Source organism: Psychrobacter sp., from assembly GCF_041554015.1.
In the GTDB taxonomy this organism is placed as follows: domain Bacteria; phylum Pseudomonadota; class Gammaproteobacteria; order Pseudomonadales; family Moraxellaceae; genus Psychrobacter.
Map to the genome: position 1 here is coordinate 69,540 of NZ_JBFFMS010000006.1, position 21,800 is coordinate 91,339.

General features: G+C 44.0%; 17 protein-coding genes. 3 read left to right on the top strand and 14 right to left on the bottom strand.

Annotated elements, in window-relative coordinates:
- Nucleotides 1–63 precede the first annotated feature (63 nt).
- The 8 genes from fdx to ABYU67_RS03370 all read right to left on the bottom strand — a co-directional run bounded on the left by fdx (nucleotide 64) and on the right by ABYU67_RS03370 (nucleotide 7,208).
- Nucleotides 64–402 carry an ISC system 2Fe-2S type ferredoxin gene (gene fdx / locus ABYU67_RS03335; RefSeq protein WP_372843597.1) on the bottom strand — a complete coding sequence of 113 codons (339 nt, stop codon included), beginning with the start codon at nucleotides 400–402 and terminating at the stop codon, nucleotides 64–66.
- A 97-nt stretch (nucleotides 403–499) separates the two neighbouring features.
- Complete coding sequence (gene hscA, locus ABYU67_RS03340) at nucleotides 500–2,377, bottom strand: Fe-S protein assembly chaperone HscA (RefSeq protein WP_372843598.1); 1,878 nt, start codon at nucleotides 2,375–2,377, stop codon at nucleotides 500–502.
- A 291-nt stretch (nucleotides 2,378–2,668) separates the two neighbouring features.
- On the bottom strand, nucleotides 2,669–3,250 hold the full coding sequence (gene hscB / locus ABYU67_RS03345) for a Fe-S protein assembly co-chaperone HscB (protein WP_372843599.1): 582 nt from the start codon (nucleotides 3,248–3,250) through the stop codon (nucleotides 2,669–2,671).
- Between the two features lie 59 nt (nucleotides 3,251–3,309).
- Nucleotides 3,310–3,630 carry an iron-sulfur cluster assembly protein IscA gene (gene iscA / locus ABYU67_RS03350; RefSeq protein ID WP_011513984.1) on the bottom strand — a complete coding sequence of 107 codons (321 nt, stop codon included), beginning with the start codon at nucleotides 3,628–3,630 and terminating at the stop codon, nucleotides 3,310–3,312.
- A gap of 218 nt (nucleotides 3,631–3,848) precedes the next feature.
- Nucleotides 3,849–4,235, bottom strand: a complete 387-nt coding sequence (gene iscU / locus ABYU67_RS03355; RefSeq protein ID WP_372843600.1) for a Fe-S cluster assembly scaffold IscU — start codon at nucleotides 4,233–4,235, stop codon at nucleotides 3,849–3,851.
- Nucleotides 4,236–4,448: 213 nt separating this feature from the next.
- Nucleotides 4,449–5,675, bottom strand: coding sequence for an IscS subfamily cysteine desulfurase (locus ABYU67_RS03360; RefSeq protein WP_372843601.1), 1,227 nt, complete (start codon nucleotides 5,673–5,675; stop codon nucleotides 4,449–4,451).
- Nucleotides 5,672–6,184, bottom strand: a complete 513-nt coding sequence (locus ABYU67_RS03365) for an Rrf2 family transcriptional regulator (RefSeq protein ID WP_372843602.1) — start codon at nucleotides 6,182–6,184, stop codon at nucleotides 5,672–5,674. Before ABYU67_RS03365 ends, ABYU67_RS03360 begins: the two co-directional genes overlap by 4 nt.
- A gap of 376 nt (nucleotides 6,185–6,560) precedes the next feature.
- Nucleotides 6,561–7,208, bottom strand: coding sequence for a hypothetical protein (locus ABYU67_RS03370; RefSeq protein ID WP_372843603.1), 648 nt, complete (start codon nucleotides 7,206–7,208; stop codon nucleotides 6,561–6,563).
- Nucleotides 7,209–7,727: 519 nt separating this feature from the next.
- On the opposite strand from ABYU67_RS03370, the gene ABYU67_RS03375 reads away from it, so the two are divergent.
- Nucleotides 7,728–8,000 (top strand): HU family DNA-binding protein, encoded by a 273-nt coding sequence (locus ABYU67_RS03375; protein WP_011513979.1) that lies wholly within the window; start codon nucleotides 7,728–7,730, stop codon nucleotides 7,998–8,000.
- Nucleotides 8,001–8,395: 395 nt separating this feature from the next.
- The gene (locus tag ABYU67_RS03380; protein WP_372843604.1) at nucleotides 8,396–10,270 is read left to right on the top strand and encodes a SurA N-terminal domain-containing protein; all 1,875 of its coding nucleotides are present in this window, start codon (nucleotides 8,396–8,398) and stop codon (nucleotides 10,268–10,270) included.
- Nucleotides 10,271–10,396: 126 nt separating this feature from the next.
- Here the strand turns inward: ABYU67_RS03380 and purH are convergent, their stop codons facing one another.
- From purH to mrcB, 6 genes are all read right to left on the bottom strand, one after another.
- Complete coding sequence (purH, locus tag ABYU67_RS03385; RefSeq protein ID WP_372843605.1) at nucleotides 10,397–11,977, bottom strand: bifunctional phosphoribosylaminoimidazolecarboxamide formyltransferase/IMP cyclohydrolase; 1,581 nt, start codon at nucleotides 11,975–11,977, stop codon at nucleotides 10,397–10,399.
- Between the two features lie 198 nt (nucleotides 11,978–12,175).
- On the bottom strand, nucleotides 12,176–12,532 hold the full coding sequence (gene fis / locus ABYU67_RS03390; protein ID WP_372843606.1) for a DNA-binding transcriptional regulator Fis: 357 nt from the start codon (nucleotides 12,530–12,532) through the stop codon (nucleotides 12,176–12,178).
- 120 nt (nucleotides 12,533–12,652) lie between these two features.
- Nucleotides 12,653–13,897, bottom strand: a complete 1,245-nt coding sequence (locus ABYU67_RS03395; protein ID WP_372843607.1) for a DUF3426 domain-containing protein — start codon at nucleotides 13,895–13,897, stop codon at nucleotides 12,653–12,655.
- A gap of 180 nt (nucleotides 13,898–14,077) precedes the next feature.
- Nucleotides 14,078–15,004 (bottom strand): 50S ribosomal protein L11 methyltransferase, encoded by a 927-nt coding sequence (gene prmA / locus ABYU67_RS03400; protein WP_372843608.1) that lies wholly within the window; start codon nucleotides 15,002–15,004, stop codon nucleotides 14,078–14,080.
- Nucleotides 15,005–15,120: 116 nt separating this feature from the next.
- Entirely contained in the window at nucleotides 15,121–16,032 is a 912-nt protein-coding gene (locus ABYU67_RS03405; RefSeq protein ID WP_372843609.1) for a tetratricopeptide repeat protein, read from the bottom strand.
- A 29-nt stretch (nucleotides 16,033–16,061) separates the two neighbouring features.
- Nucleotides 16,062–18,545 carry a penicillin-binding protein 1B gene (gene mrcB, locus ABYU67_RS03410; RefSeq protein ID WP_372843610.1) on the bottom strand — a complete coding sequence of 828 codons (2,484 nt, stop codon included), beginning with the start codon at nucleotides 18,543–18,545 and terminating at the stop codon, nucleotides 16,062–16,064.
- Between the two features lie 414 nt (nucleotides 18,546–18,959).
- Between mrcB and ABYU67_RS03415 the strand changes: the two genes are divergently transcribed.
- Nucleotides 18,960–21,782, top strand: a complete 2,823-nt coding sequence (locus ABYU67_RS03415) for a heavy metal translocating P-type ATPase (RefSeq protein ID WP_372843611.1) — start codon at nucleotides 18,960–18,962, stop codon at nucleotides 21,780–21,782.
- The last annotated feature ends 18 nt before the right edge of the window (nucleotides 21,783–21,800 follow it).

A 21,800-nucleotide genomic window follows, 5' to 3' on the forward strand; every position in this document is an offset into this window, starting at 1 on the left:
AAAATATCATGCACAAAACTCACATAGAGCAACTAAGTAAAGTCGGTCGTTGGCAATTAGCAATCAGTGATTTTCTTTTGCATGGTTCAGCGTATATTTAGGAATCTCAATGACCAAGTCGTCGTCCTCAAGCATCACCTGACAAGACAAGCGTGAGTCAGGCTCTAGCCCCCAAGCACGATCAAGTAAGTCAGCTTCGATATCATCCATCTCATCCAAACTATTAAAACCCTTACGTACGACGACATGGCAAGTCGTACAGGCTTTTGACATCTCGCAAGCATGCTCAATCTTGATGCCTTTTTCGAGTAAGGCTTTACATAAGTTGTCGCCGGCTGCTAATTCAACTTCAGCGCCCTCAGGGCAAATTTCATGATGGGGTAATACAGTGATTTTTGGCATAAAGTAGTCTATCCGCTGCTAATTCATTTAAAATAATATCTAAAAGTATAAAAATACGCTTTATCTGACAGGTCAGGAATATAGCAAAGCCTCCCTGTTACCAGTCTTGAGCACTGGTGCCTGCCATACTGGTTTTGACACTCTGATTCATAATAAGAGCAGCAAAGGCGTCGCTATGAGGTTTAAGCGCGGCTTTTTTTGCATCAATAAGGGTCAAGTCATTGGTATCAAGTGCAGCTTGCAGATCTTGCATGGTTTGCGCCAAAAACTGCTTCGCATCTTCTGAAAGCAAAGCACTAAAGTCTTTTAGTGCCGATTGCAGTGCCAATATCTCACGTTCTGACTCAACCTTGGTTTCAATCAATGAGCGCGCATTTTTGTCTTCTTCGGCGTGCTTAAAGCCTGCAATCAGTAACTGCTCTTTTTGTTCATCAGACAAACCATAAGAAGGTACAATCTCAATTTTGCTTTCGGTCTTGGTAGTGGTTTCTTGCGCACTCACTGTCAGCTGTCCGTTAGCATCAATAGCAAAAGTGACCTCAATACGCGCAAATCCCGCTTTCATAGGCGGAATACCATATAACTCAAAACGTCCTAGTGAACGGCAGTTATCGACGGTCTCACGCTCACCTTGTACCACATGAATGACCATGCCCGTTTGACCATCTTGATAGGTGGTAAATACTTGGCGTTTTTTCACTGGAATAGGGGTATTGCGCGGGATAAGCACTTCCACCAAGCCGCCCATAGTTTCAAGACCAAGCGATAGTGGGGTGATATCTAATAACAATAAATTGTTATCACTATCACCATTAACCAATTGATGCGCAGTTTGTGCCGCACCTAAGGCGACGACTTCATCTGGATTCAAGCGGCAAAGCGGCTCTTTAGCAAAAAAGTCGCTGACCACTTGCTGAATAGCTGGCATACGGGTCGAGCCGCCTACCAAAATAACGTCATCTAAATCAGATATTGAGAGTTTTGCATCACGTAATACTTGCTCACAGACGCTCAAGGTACGACGGTTCACAGGATCTGCAATAGCTAATAGGTCTTCACGGCGCAAAATGCCCTTAAAAGACTGCTCATTCACAATGATATCAACATCGACTTGCTCAGCATCTGTTAACGCTTGCTTATAGGCTTTGGCTTGTTGGGCAAGAATTGACTTGTCATGCAGGCTGACGTCTTTTGGGTCAATATTCAACTGCTTGATCAGCCAATTGGTTAATAAGCGATCGATATCATCACCGCCAAGTGCACTGTTGCCACCGGTTGCGAGCACTTCAAAAACGCCATCATTTAGCTTTAAAATAGAGACATCAAACGTACCACCGCCCAAATCATAGATAAGGTAATGCTTCTCAATGCCTGCCTCCGCCGCTTGATCAAGACCATAAGCGACCGCAGCAGCAGTCGGCTCGTTCAATAGGCGCAGTACCTTGATACCTGCTGCTTGAGCAGCGTCTTTTGTCGCTTGGCGCTGTGCCTCATCAAAATAGGCAGGCACCGTAATGACCGCCCCTTGGATGCTCTCATCAGGCAATGCATTAGCCGCCCGCTGCTCAAGCGCTGCTAAGATACGTGCTGACACCTCAACAGGAGATACAGCGCCCTGTGCCGTGACAAACGTAGGCATCTCATCTTTGCCGCCGCTTAGCTCATAAGGATGAGAGAATTTGATATCAGCTTGGCTACGACCCATAAAGCGCTTGGCTGAAATAATGGTGTTTTTTGGGTCATCAGCCACATGGGCGAGGGCGTCTGCGCCAACTAGGGGGCTGCCTTCACTTGGATAATACACCACAGAAGGCAATAAGGTATCTGTCGCTGTGCTTGCTTGCAAAACTTGTGCCTTGCCTGAGCGTACTACAGCGACGAGTGAGCGCGTCGTACCAAGGTCAATGCCTAGGCCAAAACGATGCTCGTGAGGTCGGGTGCTTTGATTGGGTTCAGCAATTTGCATTAAGGACATAAGATAACTCAAAGATAAAATGAACGAGTGAAATGATACAAAGACGATAGCTCGACTATCATCAGGACTACATAAAGAGTTTTACTATAAGTCTTCTAATATAAAAACCAGCCACTTAAAGGTCTTAAAGCCAAGATTATACAAGATAGGTGATACTACTCTAATCAAGACTTTGCAAAACGTCCAAACTGTATCTTAGATACCAGTTAAGATTAGAATATTGAAGACTGACCGTAGTAATTAATAGTCGTAACAGAGGACTGAAGAGCAACTATTAAACATATAAATCATCTAAACATATAAGTCATCGTCATCCAAATGTGTGTTGGATGAGATTTGATCAATGGCTGTCACGACATCAGCATTTAGTTTCACCAAAAACTTGAGCTTTTGGGTCGAATCCGTAGCGGTTTGCCAGTCTTGATTCTCATAAGCGCTTTTAAAGTTTGCTGACTGCTTGGTTAGACGGTCTGTAATCTGTGGATGCAGCTGCTTCAGCGTCGCTATGTCTTTAGCACCAATAGCGTCATCCAAATCCATACGCATCTCCATAGCGTCTTCTAGGAAGTCCAAATCTGCGATGGAGTGCTCTATATTTTGTGTTTGACCCGCCATATCTAACAAGTAACTGGCTCGACTATCAGGCGCGCTCAGGGTCTGATAGCCCTGATTAATAAGCGCTGATGCTTGCTCAGATTGCTGCTTCGCCTTTGTGATATTGGCCACATCTTTTGCGACATTGTCAGGATGATAGCGTTTTTGTAGAAGACGTAAACGCTGATCGAGACTCTCTTGTACAACTTCAAATTGTACAGGCTGATCAAATAAGGCAAAAAAATTATCAAACTGTGGTTCTAATACATTGTCTGTCATATCGTCTGCCTTTATTTTATTTATTATTTTAAGGGCTTATATTCAATCTAATAAAACGCTTATACTGTAAAGGACTCACCACAGCCACATTCGCCTTTTTGATTGGGATTGCTGAATTTAAAGCCTTCATTAAGACCTTCTTTTTCGTAATCCATTAACAAACCATCAAGGTATACCAAGCTTTTAGGATCAATAAAAATACTGACGCCAAGGCTCTCATAGCGAGTATCGTTTTCATCAGGGGTATCGACGAACTCTAACACATAAGCCAAGCCTGAACATCCTGCTGTACGGATACCTACTCGTATGCCTTCGCCTTTACCGCGATTGTCTAAAAACTCACGCACATGTTGAGCGGCGCGCTCTGTCATTTCAATCATGCCAACTCCCATTGACTATCAATAATAGGGATAAAAATTCAAAGTACCTTACATCATAAATAAAAGGTGACAATTACATAAGCGTCATTGTCACCTCTTTGGCGTTAGCCGCTTTTTGGCAGCTTGCGCTTTTATGCAGAGAACAAGGTGCTAAACAACAGATATCAAACAGCTTATACCCTACTTAATATAGCGGGTAACTTGAACGATGACTCAGCTTAAGCAGGAACGTGCTTGCCTTTATAATCGCTAATAGCCGCTTTAATGGCGTCTTCTGCAAGGACTGAGCAATGCACTTTTACTGGTGGCAATGCCAATTCTTCAGCAATATCACTGTTCTTAATTTCGCCAGCTTGATCCAAGCTTTTGCCTTTTAGCCACTCAGTAACGAGCGAGCTTGAGGCAATAGCTGAACCACAGCCATAAGTTTTAAAGCGTGCATCTTCGATAATACCGTTGTCATCGACTTGGATTTGTAGACGCATAACATCACCACAGGCTGGTGCGCCGACCATACCAGTGCCGACGTTTTTGGCATTTTTGTCAAGATTGCCAACGTTGCGTGGGTTTTCGTAATGATCAATAACTTGGTCACTATAGGCCATGAGGTTTTCTCCTGGTTAGATGATGAGCGGTCATTTAATGACAGTATCTATTACATGCTCATCGATAATTGGGGTCAAACATATATTTATAAAAACTGGATTTATAATTGTCTGATTCATTGGCTGGGCGATATTTTTATGTTTAATAAAAAGCCATTTAATAAAAATATCGCTGTCACCATTATTTTTAAATCATAAAATTTAAAGGGAATATCAGTGCTCAGACCATTCTACTGAATCTAAATCAACGCCTTCTTGATACATATCCCAAAGTGGCGATAGGGCACGTAGTTTGTCAACGGCTTCATGCATCTGCTTAATAACCGTGTCGATATCTTCTTCAGTGGTATAACGACCAAAGCTAAAACGGATTGAGCTATGTGCCAACTCGTCTGGGCGACCAATAGCGCGCAACACGTAAGATGGCTCTAGCGTCGCTGAGGTACACGCTGAACCTGATGATACCGCTAAGTCTTTTAGCGACATCATAAGGGACTCACCTTCAACAAAGTTAAAGCTGATATTTACAATATTAGGAACACTATTCTCTAAATCACCGTTTAGATAAATCTCTTCGATATCTTGTAAACCATCCCACAATTTTTGGCGTAATTTTGCCGCATGAGCATGATCTTCTTGATAGCGCTCATTGGCTAACTCAAATGCTGCCCCAAGACCTACGATTTGGTGAGTCGGCAAAGTACCTGAACGCATACCACGCTCATGACCACCACCATGCTGCTCGGCTTTTAGGCGAATACGTGGTTTGCGGCTGACAAATAACGCGCCGATACCTTTAGGGCCATAAGCTTTGTGACCTGAGAAGCTCATCAAGTCAATCTTCATCTCTGCAAGGTTAACCGGTACTTTACCAACAGACTGGGCACCATCAACGTGGAAAATAACACCAGCTTCACGGGTGATCTCTCCAATCGCTGCAACATCAGTTACCGTACCAAGCTCGTTGTTTACCATCATCAGTGATACCAAAATCGTATCTTCACGTAAAGCGGCTTTTACTTGCTCTGGTAAAATCATGCCAGTGCTTGGCTGTGGCTCTAGATAGGTAATCTCAAAACCTTCTTGCTCAAGCTCACGGCAAGTATCTAATACCGCTTTATGCTCAATCTTACTGGTAATAATATGCTTACCGCGAGACTGATAAAAATGTGCAGCGCCTTTGATGGCCAAGTTATCAGATTCTGTCGCACCAGACGTAAAGACGATTTCGCGTGGATCAGCATTGATGACTTCAGCAACTTGCTGGCGAGCCGTTTCCACCGCTTCTTCCGCTTGCCAGCCGTAGCCGTGCGAGCGTGATGCTGGATTACCAAAGATGCCATCTACCGTCAGATATTCGCTCATCTTAGCAGCGACTGACTTAGCAACTGGCGTCGTGGCGGCATAATCTAAATATATAAGGGTGTTATGTTGGCTCATGCTGGGTTTGCCTCGCTGGTCGATAAAGTAATAGTGTTAATGTCTTTTATAGAGATATCTTTTAGAGCATCATTGTGCTGACGGTCTGATACCGACTGCACATGCTCCATATTCAATAATTGCGCTAATGTTATATTTTTCAAGTACTGCTCTACATGATTTGATAAGGCACACCACAAATCATGGGTCAGACACATTGTACCACCTTGGCAGTCACCGCGTCCTTCACACTGCATGGCATTTACCGACTCATCGACAGCAGAGATGATACTCATCACATCAATCTGATCAAGCGGCTTTGCTAAATGGTAACCACCAGCGGCACCGCGAATACTAGTGACCAAACCCCTTTTACGAAGTTTTGAAAATAACTGTTCAAGATAAGAGATAGAAATGGACTGTCGCTTGGCAATATCGGATAAAGACACCGCGCTGTCTTGTTGGCTGGTTTGTAATGCCAAATCTAATAAAGCGGTCACGGCATATCTGCCTCGAGTAGTCAAACGCATGTGTTATCTCCAAACTTTTTAAGGATAAGTTTATGTCACAACGATCTTAGTTCTGTCAGATGCTTAAACGGCAGCCAGTTAAATACAAAACGCTGTACTACCAATAAGAAAAATCATCTATCGACTGAATGTGTCTTATCGTTATTAAACAACAGATGGTTTACCGGATGCGTGTAACGATAGGGTAATTATACTCAATTCCGAGTAATTTAGTCAAGATTAAATTGTGGTTGAATGGTGAGTGATGTCAATGACGATGATTGATAAAAACAATGGTTGCAGATAAAACAAAAAAGCGCTTAATGGACAAGATGTCGCATCAAACGCTCTTAAGGGATATTTAGGTTACATGGTTTATATCAGATTTTTTTGAACATTAACGCATTATAAATAGGGCAATGATGGCCACAAGAGCAATAATAGAAGCGATGATTGTCGTGGTGACAAAGGTCTGTTGTTTGCTTTGCAGCTCTTTAACGCTGGTTTCAAGCTCACGGTTTTTGATGGTCAACGTAGTAATCTCAACTTGCTGCTCTTTAATGCGGAGCTTATAGCGCTCTTTTTTATCCGCCATTTCAGCTTCGGTTGGCTTGGGTTTGCTTTTGCCGCCTTTAATCTTTTTGATCAGCCCTTGAATCAAGCTGCCAAAACCAAGTTGTAGAATAAACTGCTTCACCAGCTGCACCTGCACCGTTTCACCGCGCATTTGTAGCTTTTCGGTGCTCTCACTGTCATGTGTGGTAATGGCGTTAAGCACTTGCAGGCTATAAGCATTAATCACCACATCAGGCTCACTGCGCCCGATAGGCAGCCTGTCATCTAACAACACGCCTTTGGTACTAAACGTAGCAAACACCTCTACGTGTGGTAAATACAATCTAAGCGCAACGACCGTTTCTTGCTTGGCAAGGGGATAAGCCGCTTTACGAAGTTCTGGATCTAAACGTAACAATAGGGTCAGCGCCGATTCGATAAACACCAAAATGACATTAAGAAAAGAGTGAGACAACGTAGAACGCTTCATGTAAATAATCCGTTTTTATTGTTCAAATAACCTATAAGAGGGGACGTAAGGGTTAACACTGACCCAAAATATGCACTGATATTGCGCTTATAGTAACGCCTTTATAATAAAAAGTAACGCCCGTTTCTGTCAGTTGCAAAATTATTACCTGACCATAATTCCGTGATTGGGTGTGTCAACCAAGCTATTTATCGTTATGTTACGGTTAGGACTGATAGATATCAGCGTCTAGATAACTACTCAGTCAATAAAAGCTTTACCACAAATTAAAATATAAAATAGCGCTCTTGTCATCATAATGCAGCTGCTTTAGGTAACATTGGGTGTCAAATACGTTGTAGAGTGCACAAAAATATGTAAAATTGCTTGCGCTCCTTATGCTGCCTTGCTATAAAGGCGATAACAAAGCAAAACCTGTTTATGTATAAGCCAAGTGGTTTTTATTGCTTAAGTACTCTGAGAACGATACAATGCTTGGCGTGAGCGTTTTTTTACCCCCTAAAACTTGAAGGAAATTTTATGAATAAGTCAGAATTAATTGATAGCATCGCTGAGAAAAGTGGTCTAAATAAAACTCAAGCTGGTGATGCGTTGAACGCTGTTATGGAAAGTGTTGGCGAAGCTTTAGAAGCTGGCGATAGCATCTCACTAGTAGGTTTCGGTACTTTTAGCGTAAAAGATCGTAAAGCACGTACTGGCCGTAACCCTAAGACTGGTGAAGAGCTAAGTATCCCAGCTAGCAAAGTACCAAGTTTTAAAGCTGGTAAAAACCTAAAAGAGCGCTTGAACTAAGCCGTATCTACTTAAAAGTAGTCGCAGCTTATGGTGTGATATACACATAAGAGCTGCATGTAATGACGGTATAGTAATAAAAGGTGATAGCTCATCCTAGTGATGAGAGACTCATCAAAAAAGCACCTAGATAATAGGTGCTTTTTTTAGTGCTACAGTTTGTATTATATCGCCTGAATATTTTGAGTCTGCCTCAAAAATCACGTATCATAGGGCGCGCGATAGAGAGGTTGTTGACAGCGAGGCGGTGTTATGTTCCTTGAACGACCATAATAAAATGCACCCCCTTCTTGGTTTTACCATTTTCTGACCATTGCCAGCTTGTAGAGCGTTGATATTATTAATAGTATTACAATGGTTTTTCATCAATATAGGTTAATAAAGCAGAGATAACTATGGATAAATTGCGCGATTTCTTAAAAAGCTGGCCGGGTCGCATTTTATTGATTTTATGCCTATCGCCGCTCGCGCTATTGGGCGTCGAAAGCTACTTTGGCGGTAATGTCGATCCCAATCAGATTGCTCAGGTAGGGGACGCCAGTATCGGGCTATCAGAGTATCAGACTGCAGTAAACAATCGCCGTACTGAGCTTTTGGACCAAGTTGATGATGCCAGCTTATTAAATGAAGACGTGCTACATGAGCAAGTGTTAAAAGGTCTGATAGACCGTACTTTGCTAGAGCAGCAGGCTGGCAAGCTTGGCATGACAGTCTCTGATGATACGATCAATCGTCTGTTGCGCCAAGAAGAGATCTTTAAAGGGGCGGATGGCGAGTTTTCAAATGATCAGTTTGCAAGTTTTTTACGTCAACGTAATATGACTAAGAACCAGCTGTTTGATGAGTTTCGCAATCAGTTGAGCTTAGATCAGCTAAATGCCAGTATCGTTGGTACTGCTGCCTATCCGATGAAGGCGGTCAGTCAATTGATTGATTTACAGCTAGAGTCGCGTAATATTTGGCTGCATCGTTTTAACTGGCAAGATTATGTCTCAAAGGTCACAGTAAGTAAAAACGACATTCAAGCATATTATGATGCCAATAAAGACACGCTAAAAAGTGCGGCTATGGTCGATTTGGCTTATTTGCAGCTTAGCCCTCAGACCATCCAAGTGAGTGAGGTCACTAAAGAAGATTTACAGCAGCAATATGAAGCCTATAAGCAAAGCCTTGCGGTTGTCGATGAGCGTAAAATTAGCCAAATCTTATTGACGGGCAGCGATGCCAAAGCGCGCGCTGATAAAATAAAAGCCCGTCTTGCAAAGGGTGAAGCATTTACAACGCTTGCTAAAACAGAGTCAGATGATCCATCAGGCGAAACAGGCGGTGATATCGGACGCTTTAATCCGTCAGTATTTGGTAATGACGCTGCCGCAGTAGAAAAAGCGTTAGAGGGCTTGAGTGTAGGCGACGTCAGTGTACCGGTGAAGACCAGCTTTGGTTATCAGATATTTACTGTGACTGAAGATAATGGCAACAAGATACCAAGCCTTGAGAGTATGCGTGCTGAATTGACTGCCAAAGCAAAAGAGTACAAGCGTCAAGAAATCTACGCTGACAAAGTAACGGCAATTAATGATTTAGCCGCAGATGGCTTTAGCATCGAAGATATTGCTCAGCAAGAAAATGTGCCATTAAAACGTCTTAAAGACTACCGTAAAGAGAATAATAAATCTGTCCTTGCACAGCCAGCATTGATTAAGCAAGCGTTTGATGAGTTTACCATTCAAGACCAAGCAGTCACAGCCGGTATCGAAGTTGGCAGCGGCACAGTATGGGTGCAGCCAAGCAACTATCGTCCAACCAAAACTCTGTCCTTATCTGCTGCAACGCCTAGAATTACCCAGCTATTACGTCAGCAAAAAGCCAGTGAATTGGCGCTAAAGGATGCGAAGAAACTGGCCGCTGGCATCAAAACGACTGCTGATATCAATAAGCAAGCGGTCACATTGCAAGCGCTTGGTGAAATCAATCGTCAGACGACGCAGCTGACAGAAAAAGAGCGCGGTTTGGCCTTTAGTAAGCAAGCGCCTGAAAACGGTGTGGTTGCCGTAGCAAGTAAAACAGAGATGGGCGCGACTGTATTGGTTGGTGACCGTATCAAAACTGAGCAGCAATCACCATTGTCTGCTGCCCAAAGAGCGCAAACGGCTGCGATTATCCGTGATAATTTAGGTCAAGATCAGTTGCAAGATTACTTAGATTATTTGCGACTGGTGTACAAGGTTGAGATTAATAAAGCCAATATGGACAATGCTCAAGGGCGATAAATACGTGATGCGCTATTTATTCTAAATGCGTCTGTTTTTAATCATTAAAAAAGTCACTGTAGTTATACAGTGGCTTTTTTTATTCAAGAGGATGAGTTTTCAATGATGATAGCACTCAATCACAAATTAATGACGGAAGTGACGCATACCGGTGAACACCATAGCGATACCATGCTCATTTGCAGCAGCAATGGTTTCATCATCACGCATAGAGCCACCCGGCTGGATGATTGCTGCAATACCTACTTCGGCAGCATTATCAATACCATCACGGAATGGGAAGAAGGCATCAGAGGCCATAACCGCGCCTTCGGTCACAAGCCCAGCGTGCTCAGCTTTAATAGCGGCGATACGGGCTGAGTTGACACGGCTCATTTGACCTGCGCCAACGCCGATGGTGCGCTGACCTTTGGCATAGACAATGGCGTTAGATTTGACGTATTTGGCCACATTCCAGCTGAATAATAAATCGGCAATCTGCGCCTCGGTTGGTTGCACATCTGTGACGATTTTTAAATCATGAGCGGTAATTAAGCCCAAATCTTGCTCTTGCACCAGCAGACCACCATTGATACGCTTATAATCAAGCTGACGGTCACGTAGATCAGGTGCTGGCAAGTCGCCGCAGACCAAAACGCGCACATTTTTCTTCGAAGCAGTCGCCTCTAACACACCATCTTCGACACTTGGTGCAATGATAACTTCAACAAATTGATTATCAATGATGGCTTTAGCAGCGGCAAGGGTTAGTGGGCGATTAAAAGCAATAATACCACCAAAAGAAGACTCAGGATCGGTACTAAAAGCTGTACGATAAGCAGCTACTTGATCAGTATCGACTGCAACACCGCAAGGGTTGGCATGCTTTACAATCACACAGGCAGGCGCACTAAAGGCTTTTACACACTCAAGCGCGGCATCGGTATCAGCGATATTATTATAAGATAACTCTTTACCTTGCAACTGCTGAGCAGTAGCAATAGATGCTTGCTTGCTCTTCAACGCGTTATTTTCAACATAGAAGGCTGCTTTTTGATGCGGGTTTTCACCGTAGCGCAGGTCTTGTACTTTTTCTAGCTGAACGTTAAAGGTACGTGAAAAATCTTCAGGCGTTTGATTTTCATTGACACGGCTACCTAAGAAATTGGCAATCATGCCATCATATTGTGCAGTATGTTCAAAGGCTTTAACGGCTAAGTCGTAACGTAGGGCAGTGGTCAGCTCAGTGCTATCGCCTAATGCTTCAAGCACACGCGTATAATCGGCTGGATCAGTCACAATACCAACGTGTGCATGATTTTTTGCCGCTGAACGTACCATAGTAGGTCCGCCGATATCGATGTTTTCGATGGCATCATTCATGGTGACGTCGCTACGTGCAATCGTCTCTGCAAAGGGATAAAGGTTAACCACAACCAAATCAATGCGCTCAATCGCATGATCACTCATCACTGCATCATCTGTACCGCGGCGCCCCAAAATGCCACCATGAATTTTAGGATGTAGCGTTTTGACCCGACCATCCATCATCTCAGGAAAACCTGTGTAATCTGATACCTCAGTTACATCAACATTATGCTCTGTTAGCAGGCGAAAAGTACCGCCAGTCGATAACAGAGCAAAACCTGCCTGAATCAGACCTTGAGCGAATTCAACGATATTGGATTTGTCGGAGACCGACAGTAATGCAAGTGGTGCTTTATTCATAAAAAAATTTCCATAAAAAAAGCCTGACGTAAACGTCTGGCAAGGTAACAATGACAATTAGTGTAGAGCATATCGTAAGTGATAAGATCATAAACTACAAACTGCCATACATAAGATCAGTGAGGGTAGGTGAGCGTAGCAGAACTAGGATTGATGCTAGTTATTTAGTGAGATTCATATAAAACACAATATATAGTATTACATTAAACCATATATTTTGAGCTTTTTACGTAGTGTACCGCGATTTAGACCTAAAATCTGCGCGCACTTGGTTTGATTGCCGCGGCTTTTTTCCAGTACAACAGACAAAAGGGGCTGCTCTATCTCTTTTAAAATAAGCTCATATAAGTCGGTTGGTGTCTCATCTCCCAACATCGCAAAATATTGACGCACCACGCGTTCAACATGTATCCGCAGTGGCTCATGTGTGTGACCTGCATCATCTAAAGCAGATTCCACATTGTGAATTGAGCGCTGGTCGCTCTCCTCATAATACTCAGGATGAGCAGTGCTTTTGTTAACATGACTGGCATTATACTGTGCCTGTGGTGTCATAAGATAATATCCTTTGGATTAAAGAGTAAAACCATGAGTCTCTCGTTAGCCATTATATCAAAATCAGCAGCTATCATCTTTAGAAGATGAAGTTAATGAGTGAATATCATTCAGCGGACCTCAGTAAATGGGGTTGATAGCAACTTTACTAATTTGATGATGGTTAATAGGCACCGTAAAGAGTAATTGCTTACGGCCATTGGCAGCCAATTGACTTTGCGTACTGACTAAATATTCATCTGGCGATGCAATAAACTCCCCTATAAGCGCATTGGCACCATAGAGGCTCACTTTTATATGAGGATATAACTGTGTCTGTGAGCTTTGGTTATTAAGAGTCGCACTAATATCACTAGAGTCAGCTGCACTGCTTATTTGACTGGCTCGGTATTGGGCATCACCTATAGTTAAGGACGTTAGTTCCGCTCTTGGTAGGCTACAAGCCGCCATCGTACATATCTTCTGTAAGCGTTCAGCATATACAGGGTTCTTAACCAAGTTATTTAAGTTAAAAATAACGTACTGAGCAAAAAGCAGCAGGGTTAATAGTAGGCAACCAAATATCCATAACAATGAGGCTGCTGAGCGACGCGTCAGCGCTGGCGAAAACTTGGCTTGTGCTTGTAGGCTTTTTGCTTGTGCTGCCTTACTGCGGTCTTCTTTTTCAAAATCGACGCCCATACTGAGGAGTAACTGTGATAAATCAGTATCGTTGGTTGGCGTATCTTCGCTTGGGTTTTGTTCTTTTAGCAGTTTTTCGAGCCACGACTCATCAGCATTGTCATCGATATGGGCATGAATATGATTGGCCATGGTCGAGCTTAAAGCGACTTCTGCAGATGAAGGAGAGTCATTTGTATGCTTAGTTGTGTTAGCAGTTTTTTCAAATAAATCAATGGGCACATTTGAATATGTTTTAGCAGTATTTTCTGATGATATATCTTTTGGATTGGTATTGTTGTCGGTAGCTTGAGTAAGCCAAGCATCCATACTGTCCAATGAGTCGTATTCTAGATTATTATCAGTTGGTGCCTCAATATCCATATCATCATGAATCATATCGTCATGAATCATATCGTCATGAATTAACAGATCGGCATTCTCTGGGCTGGCAGTGACTAGAGTAGCGTGTTTCTTATGAGAAGGTGTGGCGCTGGTTTTCCTATTTAGCTTACTAAAGGTTTCTAGATCTGTTAGCTTATGACCGCTGACTACATCAGCCGTCACGATAAGATGGTTATTGACCAGAAACATTTGCTGACAATGCTCGCAGCAAACCGTCGCGGTTTTTTGATTTAACTGGGTATTTTTGATATTAAAAATGGTATGACAATGAGGACACTGGGTTTTAATAGGTGTGGTCATAGGGCTGAATCCAAAAGAGTATCAATAGGAATACCGTATAGCCACTCACCAACCGCTGCCCATTACTCCAATGTCATCATAGAAGTATGCTTAAATCCTAACCTACAGGCAACTTTAGAGTAGCGTCAAATACACAACATTTAACTACTACTCTATCGTAACAGATGTAATTTAATGTTGCTAGCCTGTAAATGTACCAGACAATCTTTGCCAATGCTGATCTTCTTGTGCCGTAAAGGCGTGCTTTGGATCAAGGGCAAAATAAGGCTGATACGCTTCGGTCACTTGCTCAGTTTGTGATTCGATCAAACCTGCGAGGACGATGCGACTTTTTGGTGCCATCAAGGTAGCAAAATAAGGAGCTAGTCCGATAAGTGGCTTGGCCAAAATATTGGCAACCATCACCTCTACTGGCGCTATGTTTTGCTGTTGCCAAAAAATGGTAAAGTCCTCTGGTAAAAAAGCTTGCAACCGATCGTCGACTAAGTTGCGTGCTGCATTTTGATTGGTTGCCAGTACCGCTTGCGGGTCAATATCTACGGCATAAACTTGGCGCGCCCCTAATAATAAGGCGGCAATACCCAAGATACCCGAGCCGCAACCATAATCAATCACGACTTTATCGCTAAGGTCTTGCTCCGTCAGCCAGTCAAGACACAAGCGAGTGGTCGCATGGTAGCCCGTACCAAATGCCAAGCCTGGATCCATAATGATATTAGTTGCTTTAGGGTTGGGCGGTGTCAACCAATTAGGCACAATCCATAAGTCATTGGCACACTCAATGGGCTTATAGTTAGACATCCATTCACGCTCCCAGTCTTTATCATCGACCGCACTTACCCATGTACGACTTGCTTGTACTTGTGCGGCAATCTCATGACTGAGCTGCTCAATGACCTGACTGGTTCCAGCCTCGGTGTTGGCATCAAAGAGCCCTGTTAAAATGACCTCATCCCATAGTGGCGACTCACCAGGAAGTGGCTCAAATAAAGGTTGGTCGCCTGCATCGTCAAGTGCAATAGATAGCGCGCCTGCTTCTAATAATAGCGCCTCAGCGAGATCGACGTTGTCTTTTTCGCACTGTAAGTGCAGTTGTTGCCATGCCATAAAAGTAACCTTGTTTCAAAATAAAAAATGGATAATAAAAAGTAACGACCGACTATAACAGCCTATTTTAGCGCTTATATAGTCAGTCGTCATGGTGAATCAAAAAGATAGCATTATTAGCGTAATGCTTGTTTGGCTTCTTTTACCACCCGAGCATTACCTTGTGCTTGTCCAGATTGTAGAATAATTTGCCATAGTGCACGGCGGCGACTGCTGTCTTGAGAGACACTAAGGCCACGTCGTGCCATTGCTTCAGCCTTACGTGGCTGGTTCTTTTTAAGCGCCACTTGCGCAAGATAAAAATATACCGCTGATGATTTGGGCGCTAGGCGCTGAGCTCTTGTAAAGCTGCTTTCAGCGCCATTTATATTGCCTGCCTTTAATTGATCAGTGCCCACTTGCATCAGGTTTCGAAAGGCGGGCAAGTTGTTATTATTGGAGGTGGTTTTCTGACTACGCTGCGAGTTCTGCCGCGCACGCTCTAGTAGCTCATTGTGCGATGGAATAGAGGGTGTATATATGACATCATCTTCACGAGCAGGTGTGAGGATCACGGTATCGGGCTGAGTGACGATCGGATTTTGACTGATGCTCTCAATAGGCTGCGCGATTACAGATGATTTTTCTGTCACTGATGCTATTGGCGGCTCTGTTGGAGATTCCGCCGATACCGGTGGACGATAAGGCTCAATAGGATAATTGTCGTCACCTTTATCAGCTTCAGTACTCTGAACACTTTCATAATCATTATGATCACTAGGGTCAGTGCGAGGCGTTTGCGTCACGCTGGTTGATTGTTGCAGTGGCGTCGTTTTTTGCACATGGGTTGATGGCAAGGTTTGAGCAGAAGGGGCTGTTGTTGAAGCCGCAGAAGTCGCTGACGTTGGTGCAGTCTGACAAGCACTCAAGCTTAGCATGCCAAAACAAGCACTCATTAAAAGAGCGCTATGTAGAGGTGTTGGCTGTGTTTTGGACTGAGCCGCAAGTGTCTGCCGAGTCGATAACGCTTGCAATATAGATAACAGCATATGAAAATCCTTTTTAAGTTTTAAACATCTTAAAACCATTCAACAGCACGATCATACCAAGTATCTGCGCGACTAGGCGTGTCACCACCTTGCTCGGCATCATTACCGTCATTATCAATAGCTTCACCATCTTGAATATCGAGTCCTTCACGGCGACGTTGCTTATTGATATCGCCTTGCTGTTTTTGCCACTGCATCTGCTCGCGCGCACGATCTTGCTGATATAAGCTAACGGCGCAGCTACTGGCTTCTTGCGGCAAATAGGCTGACATAACTGGCAAATAGCGTGCACTGGCACAGCGCTCATTCGACAGCTTGCCTGAATTGTTCTCTAGCCACAGCCACTCGATGCCTTCGGGTTCAGGCAGTGCAACCGGCGTCAATTTTAGACGCTTCATATAATCGACCCAAACGGGTAAAGCGCCACTACCGCCACTCAGCCCAATTGGCTTGTTATCATCACGTCCAACCCAAACCACGCTGACGTAGTTGCCACTATAACCTGCGAACCAAGCATCGCGATAATCGTTTGTAGTACCTGTTTTGCCAGCAAGGTTTAAATCGCTACCAAGCGACTGGATGCGTCTAGCTGTACCGTTCTTGACGACGTCTTGCAGCGCATAGTTAATCAAAAAGTTGGTCTCAGGCGGAATACTACGCTGAGTATTTAAGCCTGTACGCTGTAGGATACTGCCGCGATCATCAATCACGCTACGGATACTATGGATAGGCGTACGAAAGCCACCTGTCGCAAAGACTTGATAAACCCCAAGCATGTCCATCGGGCTTAGGTTGACTGAGCCCAATAATGCTGAAGGATAAGGGGGTACTTTTTCTTTAACGCCCATACGTTTTAGTTGTTTAGCAAAGGTGTCAACCCCAAACTCCATCCCTAAGCGAACAGCGCTATGGTTATACGATTGCGACAGCGCGGTGGTAAAGGGGATATAGCCATGATCGCGATTGTCATAGTTTCTAGGATTCCATTCAGTACCGTCGCTTAGACTGACCGTAATAGGCGAGTCATCAACCGAGCTTGCCAAATTGTAGCGACCACTTTCAAGAGCCGTCATATAAATAATTGGCTTTAGTAACGACCCTACTTGGCGCTTGGCATCGACCGCACGGTTAAAGCCAGTAAATTCACTGCCGCTACCAACGACAGACACTAGCTCACCGGTTTCAGGATTAGCACTGACCAGCGCCCCCTGTAAATCTTTGGTTTTGCTACCACTGCGGCGTAGCTCGCCAAGTTTTCTCTCAACCGCTTTATCCGCTGCCAACTGGGCAATCGGGTCCATGGTGCTGATGATAATCAAACCTTCGTTTTTCAGGTCGTCAGAATAATAGACTTTATTCAATTCGCGCTTGACGATATCTAAAAAGTCGGGGAACTGGCTTTTACCTTCAACAGGCTTATCAACCACCCCAAGCGAATTTTTTAAGGCTTTATCGTAGTCTTCTTGACTGATAGAGCCGACGGCTAGCATGTTATTTAGCACAATATCGCGGCGCGCTTTTGAATCGTTTGGATGACGACGCGGGTTATAAACGCTTGGTCCCTTTGCCATGCCCACCAGCAGTGCTTGCTGATCTAGGCGCAGCTCATTGAGCGGTTTGTCAAAATAAAATTGTGATGCCAAACCAAAACCATTGATAGAGCGTTTGCCGTTTTGACCCAAATAAATCTCGTTAAGATAAGCCTGCAAAATCTCATCTTTACTATAATGCAGCTCAAGTAGCACGGCCATCAAGGCTTCATTGGCTTTGCGTTTCAGCGTGCGATCTGAGTTCAAATAGAAGTTTTTAATCAACTGCTGGGTGATGGTCGAACCACCCTGCCTAGAACCGCCAGAGGAGTTATTCAATATGGCGCGAGCGATACCACGTATCGATACGCCTTTATGCTCATAAAAACCACGGTCTTCTGTCGCTATCAATGCATCAATAAGCGGCTGGGGTACCTGATCTAAAGAAACAACCATCCGATCTTCATTGCTGTCGGGATAAATACCGCCAATATTGACCGGTTCAAGACGAATGATACCGGTTTTGGCAGGTATGGTGCTCTGTATAGAGTCAATCTTATTACCAGCAATTTTTAGTTTGATGACCTGCTCTTGATCCACATCGTTGGCGCTATAAGTAAAGCCACGCGTATGGATAAAATAGGTATTGCCAGACTTATGATACGTACCCGTGCGATCATAGGCTTTGTTGCTTTGATAATTGAGTAATTCAAGCCAGGTCTTCATGGTGTCTTTATCGACATTGGCGCCTTCATATAACTCAAGGGGCTGCGAATAAACCTTTGCTGGAATATCCCAGCGTTTACCCTCAAACTTACTGGTAATGGTACGATCAAGTTTGACCAAATATAGTGCGAATAGCACCATGGCAGCGATGACGACAATTAATAAAAGACTACTAAACACCACGCCGCGCTGCTGGGAAGGTAGCGTACTGATAGCAGACTTAGAGGACTGTGGTTGCTTAGAATAAGAGTTTTGCACTGATGACACACCATTTTGGGATAAAAAACTGCCTCATAATGACGCAAATTGACAAATTTTTCAATCTATCATCATCAACTCAGGCATTCATTCACGCTCAGCTCACAGCAGTTATACTGCTGAGAGCCTGTGCTTATAGTATAATCCTTATAAAATACGGATGGTTATCTAAAAGTATCCGCCAGCTGTTGTTGTCAGCATGCTGTTTTACATCTGAATAAAAGCAGCAGCTTGTAGCAACAAGCATTATTTGTCATACGAGCAATCATAAGGGTCGCTTAGCCCCAAATATAATGGCTCTTTAACCAATAGTTATTTAATAAAAAGGTTTTCTCTTACCGAGTAGATCAGATGATAGAGCGTTGATGTAAAGCCATTTACTCACTGTTCTGTCTAAAGGAAATAAGTGCGATTATGTCCAGTATTCCATCTTCTATGCCGCCAAGCTCACCAGCGTCACCAAATACTCATGTTCATCACCAAGATAACTCTATTGTTGATGGTCTGGTACTGCCGTTGACGGGTCACTGTTTTCATTGCGGTGATCCCGTACCGCAGCCGCCGTTTTATAGTGATATATTGAGTAAGCCTCGTGAAATGTGCTGTATGGGGTGCCAATTGGCCGCGCAAAGTATCGTCGAGGCAGGGCTTGAGCAATATTATCTTGATCGCTCAGAGATTAATCGTACGGCAAGCTTACCTATTCAGATGACCCGTCTTGAAGCCTACGACCATGATGAAATAAAATCGCAGTTCGTCTATGCCCAAGAAGGTATGTCGGTCGCAGAATTGTCGGTCAATAATCTGCGCTGCGCCGCTTGTACTTGGTTGATTGAATCGCGACTCGATGAGCTGGACGGCATCAGTAAATGTCAGGTGAATTTGACCAATCAGCGCATGCGGGTGATTTGGGATGAAACCAAGCTACCAATTAGCCGTATTTTGGCTGTCATCAATGAGATTGGCTATGAAGCCAAGCCTTATCGGCAAGATACTCATGAAGCCATGCTAGCGCGTCATAATAACCAAATGCTCATCAGGCTTGGTATCGCGGCGCTCGGCTCAATGCAGGCGATGATGTACGCGGTAGCCATTTATTTTGGTGAATACAGCGACATGCTGATATTTCAGCGAGATTTTTTGCGTTGGGTATCGTTGTTTGTGAGTACACCAGTATTCTTTTATGCTGGTGTGCCGTTTTTTACCTCAGCATGGTCCGCAATTCGTGCCCGTCAAGTCAATATGGACGTGCCGGTGAGCATTGCCTTGGTTGTCACATTTTTCGCCAGTCTGTTTGCCACTATTACTGGGCAAGGGGAGACGTACTATGACTCGGTCAGTATGTTTATATTTTTCTTACTGGCAGGTCGTTATATCGAACACAATGCGCGGCTAAAAGCAGCAACCATGGCCAATGACTTGGTGGTGGTCGAGCCAGTATTGGTACAAAAAATCGCTGAAGATAAAACGGCAGCTGCAAGTATTTTGCAGTTACTAGAACAAAATACGCTTGATGAAACGCTTAATAACAACCACTCTAAAGAAGAGGTTAATTCAGCTCAAGATTTAGCGGCTAATGAGACAAGCGTTGTAGTAAAACCCACACCCAACTTTATGCAAATGATGGATACCAGTATCCAGCAATTGACGGTGCGTATCGCGCAAGATTGGCAGCAGAATCGCCAGCATCGAGTCTCTGTCGCAAATATAGATGAAGCAAAAGAAAAGCAGATGGTAACCGCTCATAGCTTGCAAGTGGGTGATATCATTATGGTTGAGGCCGGCTCTGAAATTATTAGTGATGGTATTTTATTGAGTGCAACGGCAACGGTATCGCAAAGCCTACTGACAGGAGAAGGGGATTTAATCACTAAATCCCAAGGTGATTATATCGTTGGCGGCGCGCAAAATGACAGCCAACCGTTTGAGATGCTGGTCACCGCCCTGCCAGAAGACAGCCAAATCGGTCTGATTGATAGGCTAATGAATCGGGCAATGAGTGAGAAACCAAAACTTGCCCAGCAAGCAGATAAGCTGGCACGTTGGTTTGTTGCGCGGATATTAGTATTGTCCGTTTTAGTGTTTATCGGCTGGTATATCGTTGACCCAAGCCAAGCGATTTGGGCCACAGTTGCGGTACTGGTCGCGACCTGTCCTTGTGCCCTGTCTTTAGCGACACCGATTGCGCTTACTGTATCGACCAATAGATTGGCCAGCTATGGGTTTTTGACCACGCGCGGACATACTTTGCAAACGCTTGCCGAAATTACCCATGTGGCATTCGATAAAACGGGAACCTTGACTTATGGAAAACCCAATTTATTAAATATTGAACTCCTAACAGACATAGGTGTCATCACACAGGTACAAGAGCAAAGAGAAAAGGTATTGGCTATTGCGGCAGCGCTAGAGGTAGGCAGTCGCCATCCGATTGCTCATGCGTTACTGACCGCTGCCTATCAGCTACATCTGCCAGCGACACAAGCGCTGCAGCATTATCCAGCAGGTGGCGTGGAAGCAATGATCGATGGCGTGCTATATCGTATAGGACATGTGGATTTTGCCTTAGATAAAGCAAATGATAACGCCAATACAGATAACGATTTAGTAATTGATTTGGTCATGCACCGTGCTAGCTCGGCTGTGGTATTGTCTTGTCACAACAGTCAATCAAATGCCTGGCAAGCGCTGGCAGGTTTTTATTTTAATGATAAAGTACGTGATAGCGCTCAATCTATGCTCGATAGTCTAAAAGAACTAGGTATCGAGCCTGTGATGCTGACAGGAGATCCAAGTCCGCAAGCCTTGGTTATGGCCGAAAATCTGGGTATGCAGTCCGCGTATAATGGTCTGTCGCCGATGGACAAGGTTAATCATATTCAGCAGCTGCAAGCAAAAGGCGCGGTTGTATTGATGGTCGGCGATGGTATCAACGATGCGCCGGTGTTGGCAACAGCAGATGTTTCAACCTCGATTGCTGGTGCTGCGGATTTGGCGCAAGTATCTAGTGACAGTATTATCCTAAACGGACAAATCGAAGCGATTATTGCGGCCAAACGTATCGCTGATAAAACCAAGCGTATTATCAAACAAAACTTGCGCTGGGCACTTATTTATAATGGCAGTGTATTGATACCAGCAGCTTTGGGCTATGTACCACCTTGGCTGGCTGCGATTGGTATGTCGCTAAGTTCACTATTTGTGGTATTAAATGCGCTGCGTCTAAAACGTGCTTAATACGCTCTTCAATGAGCA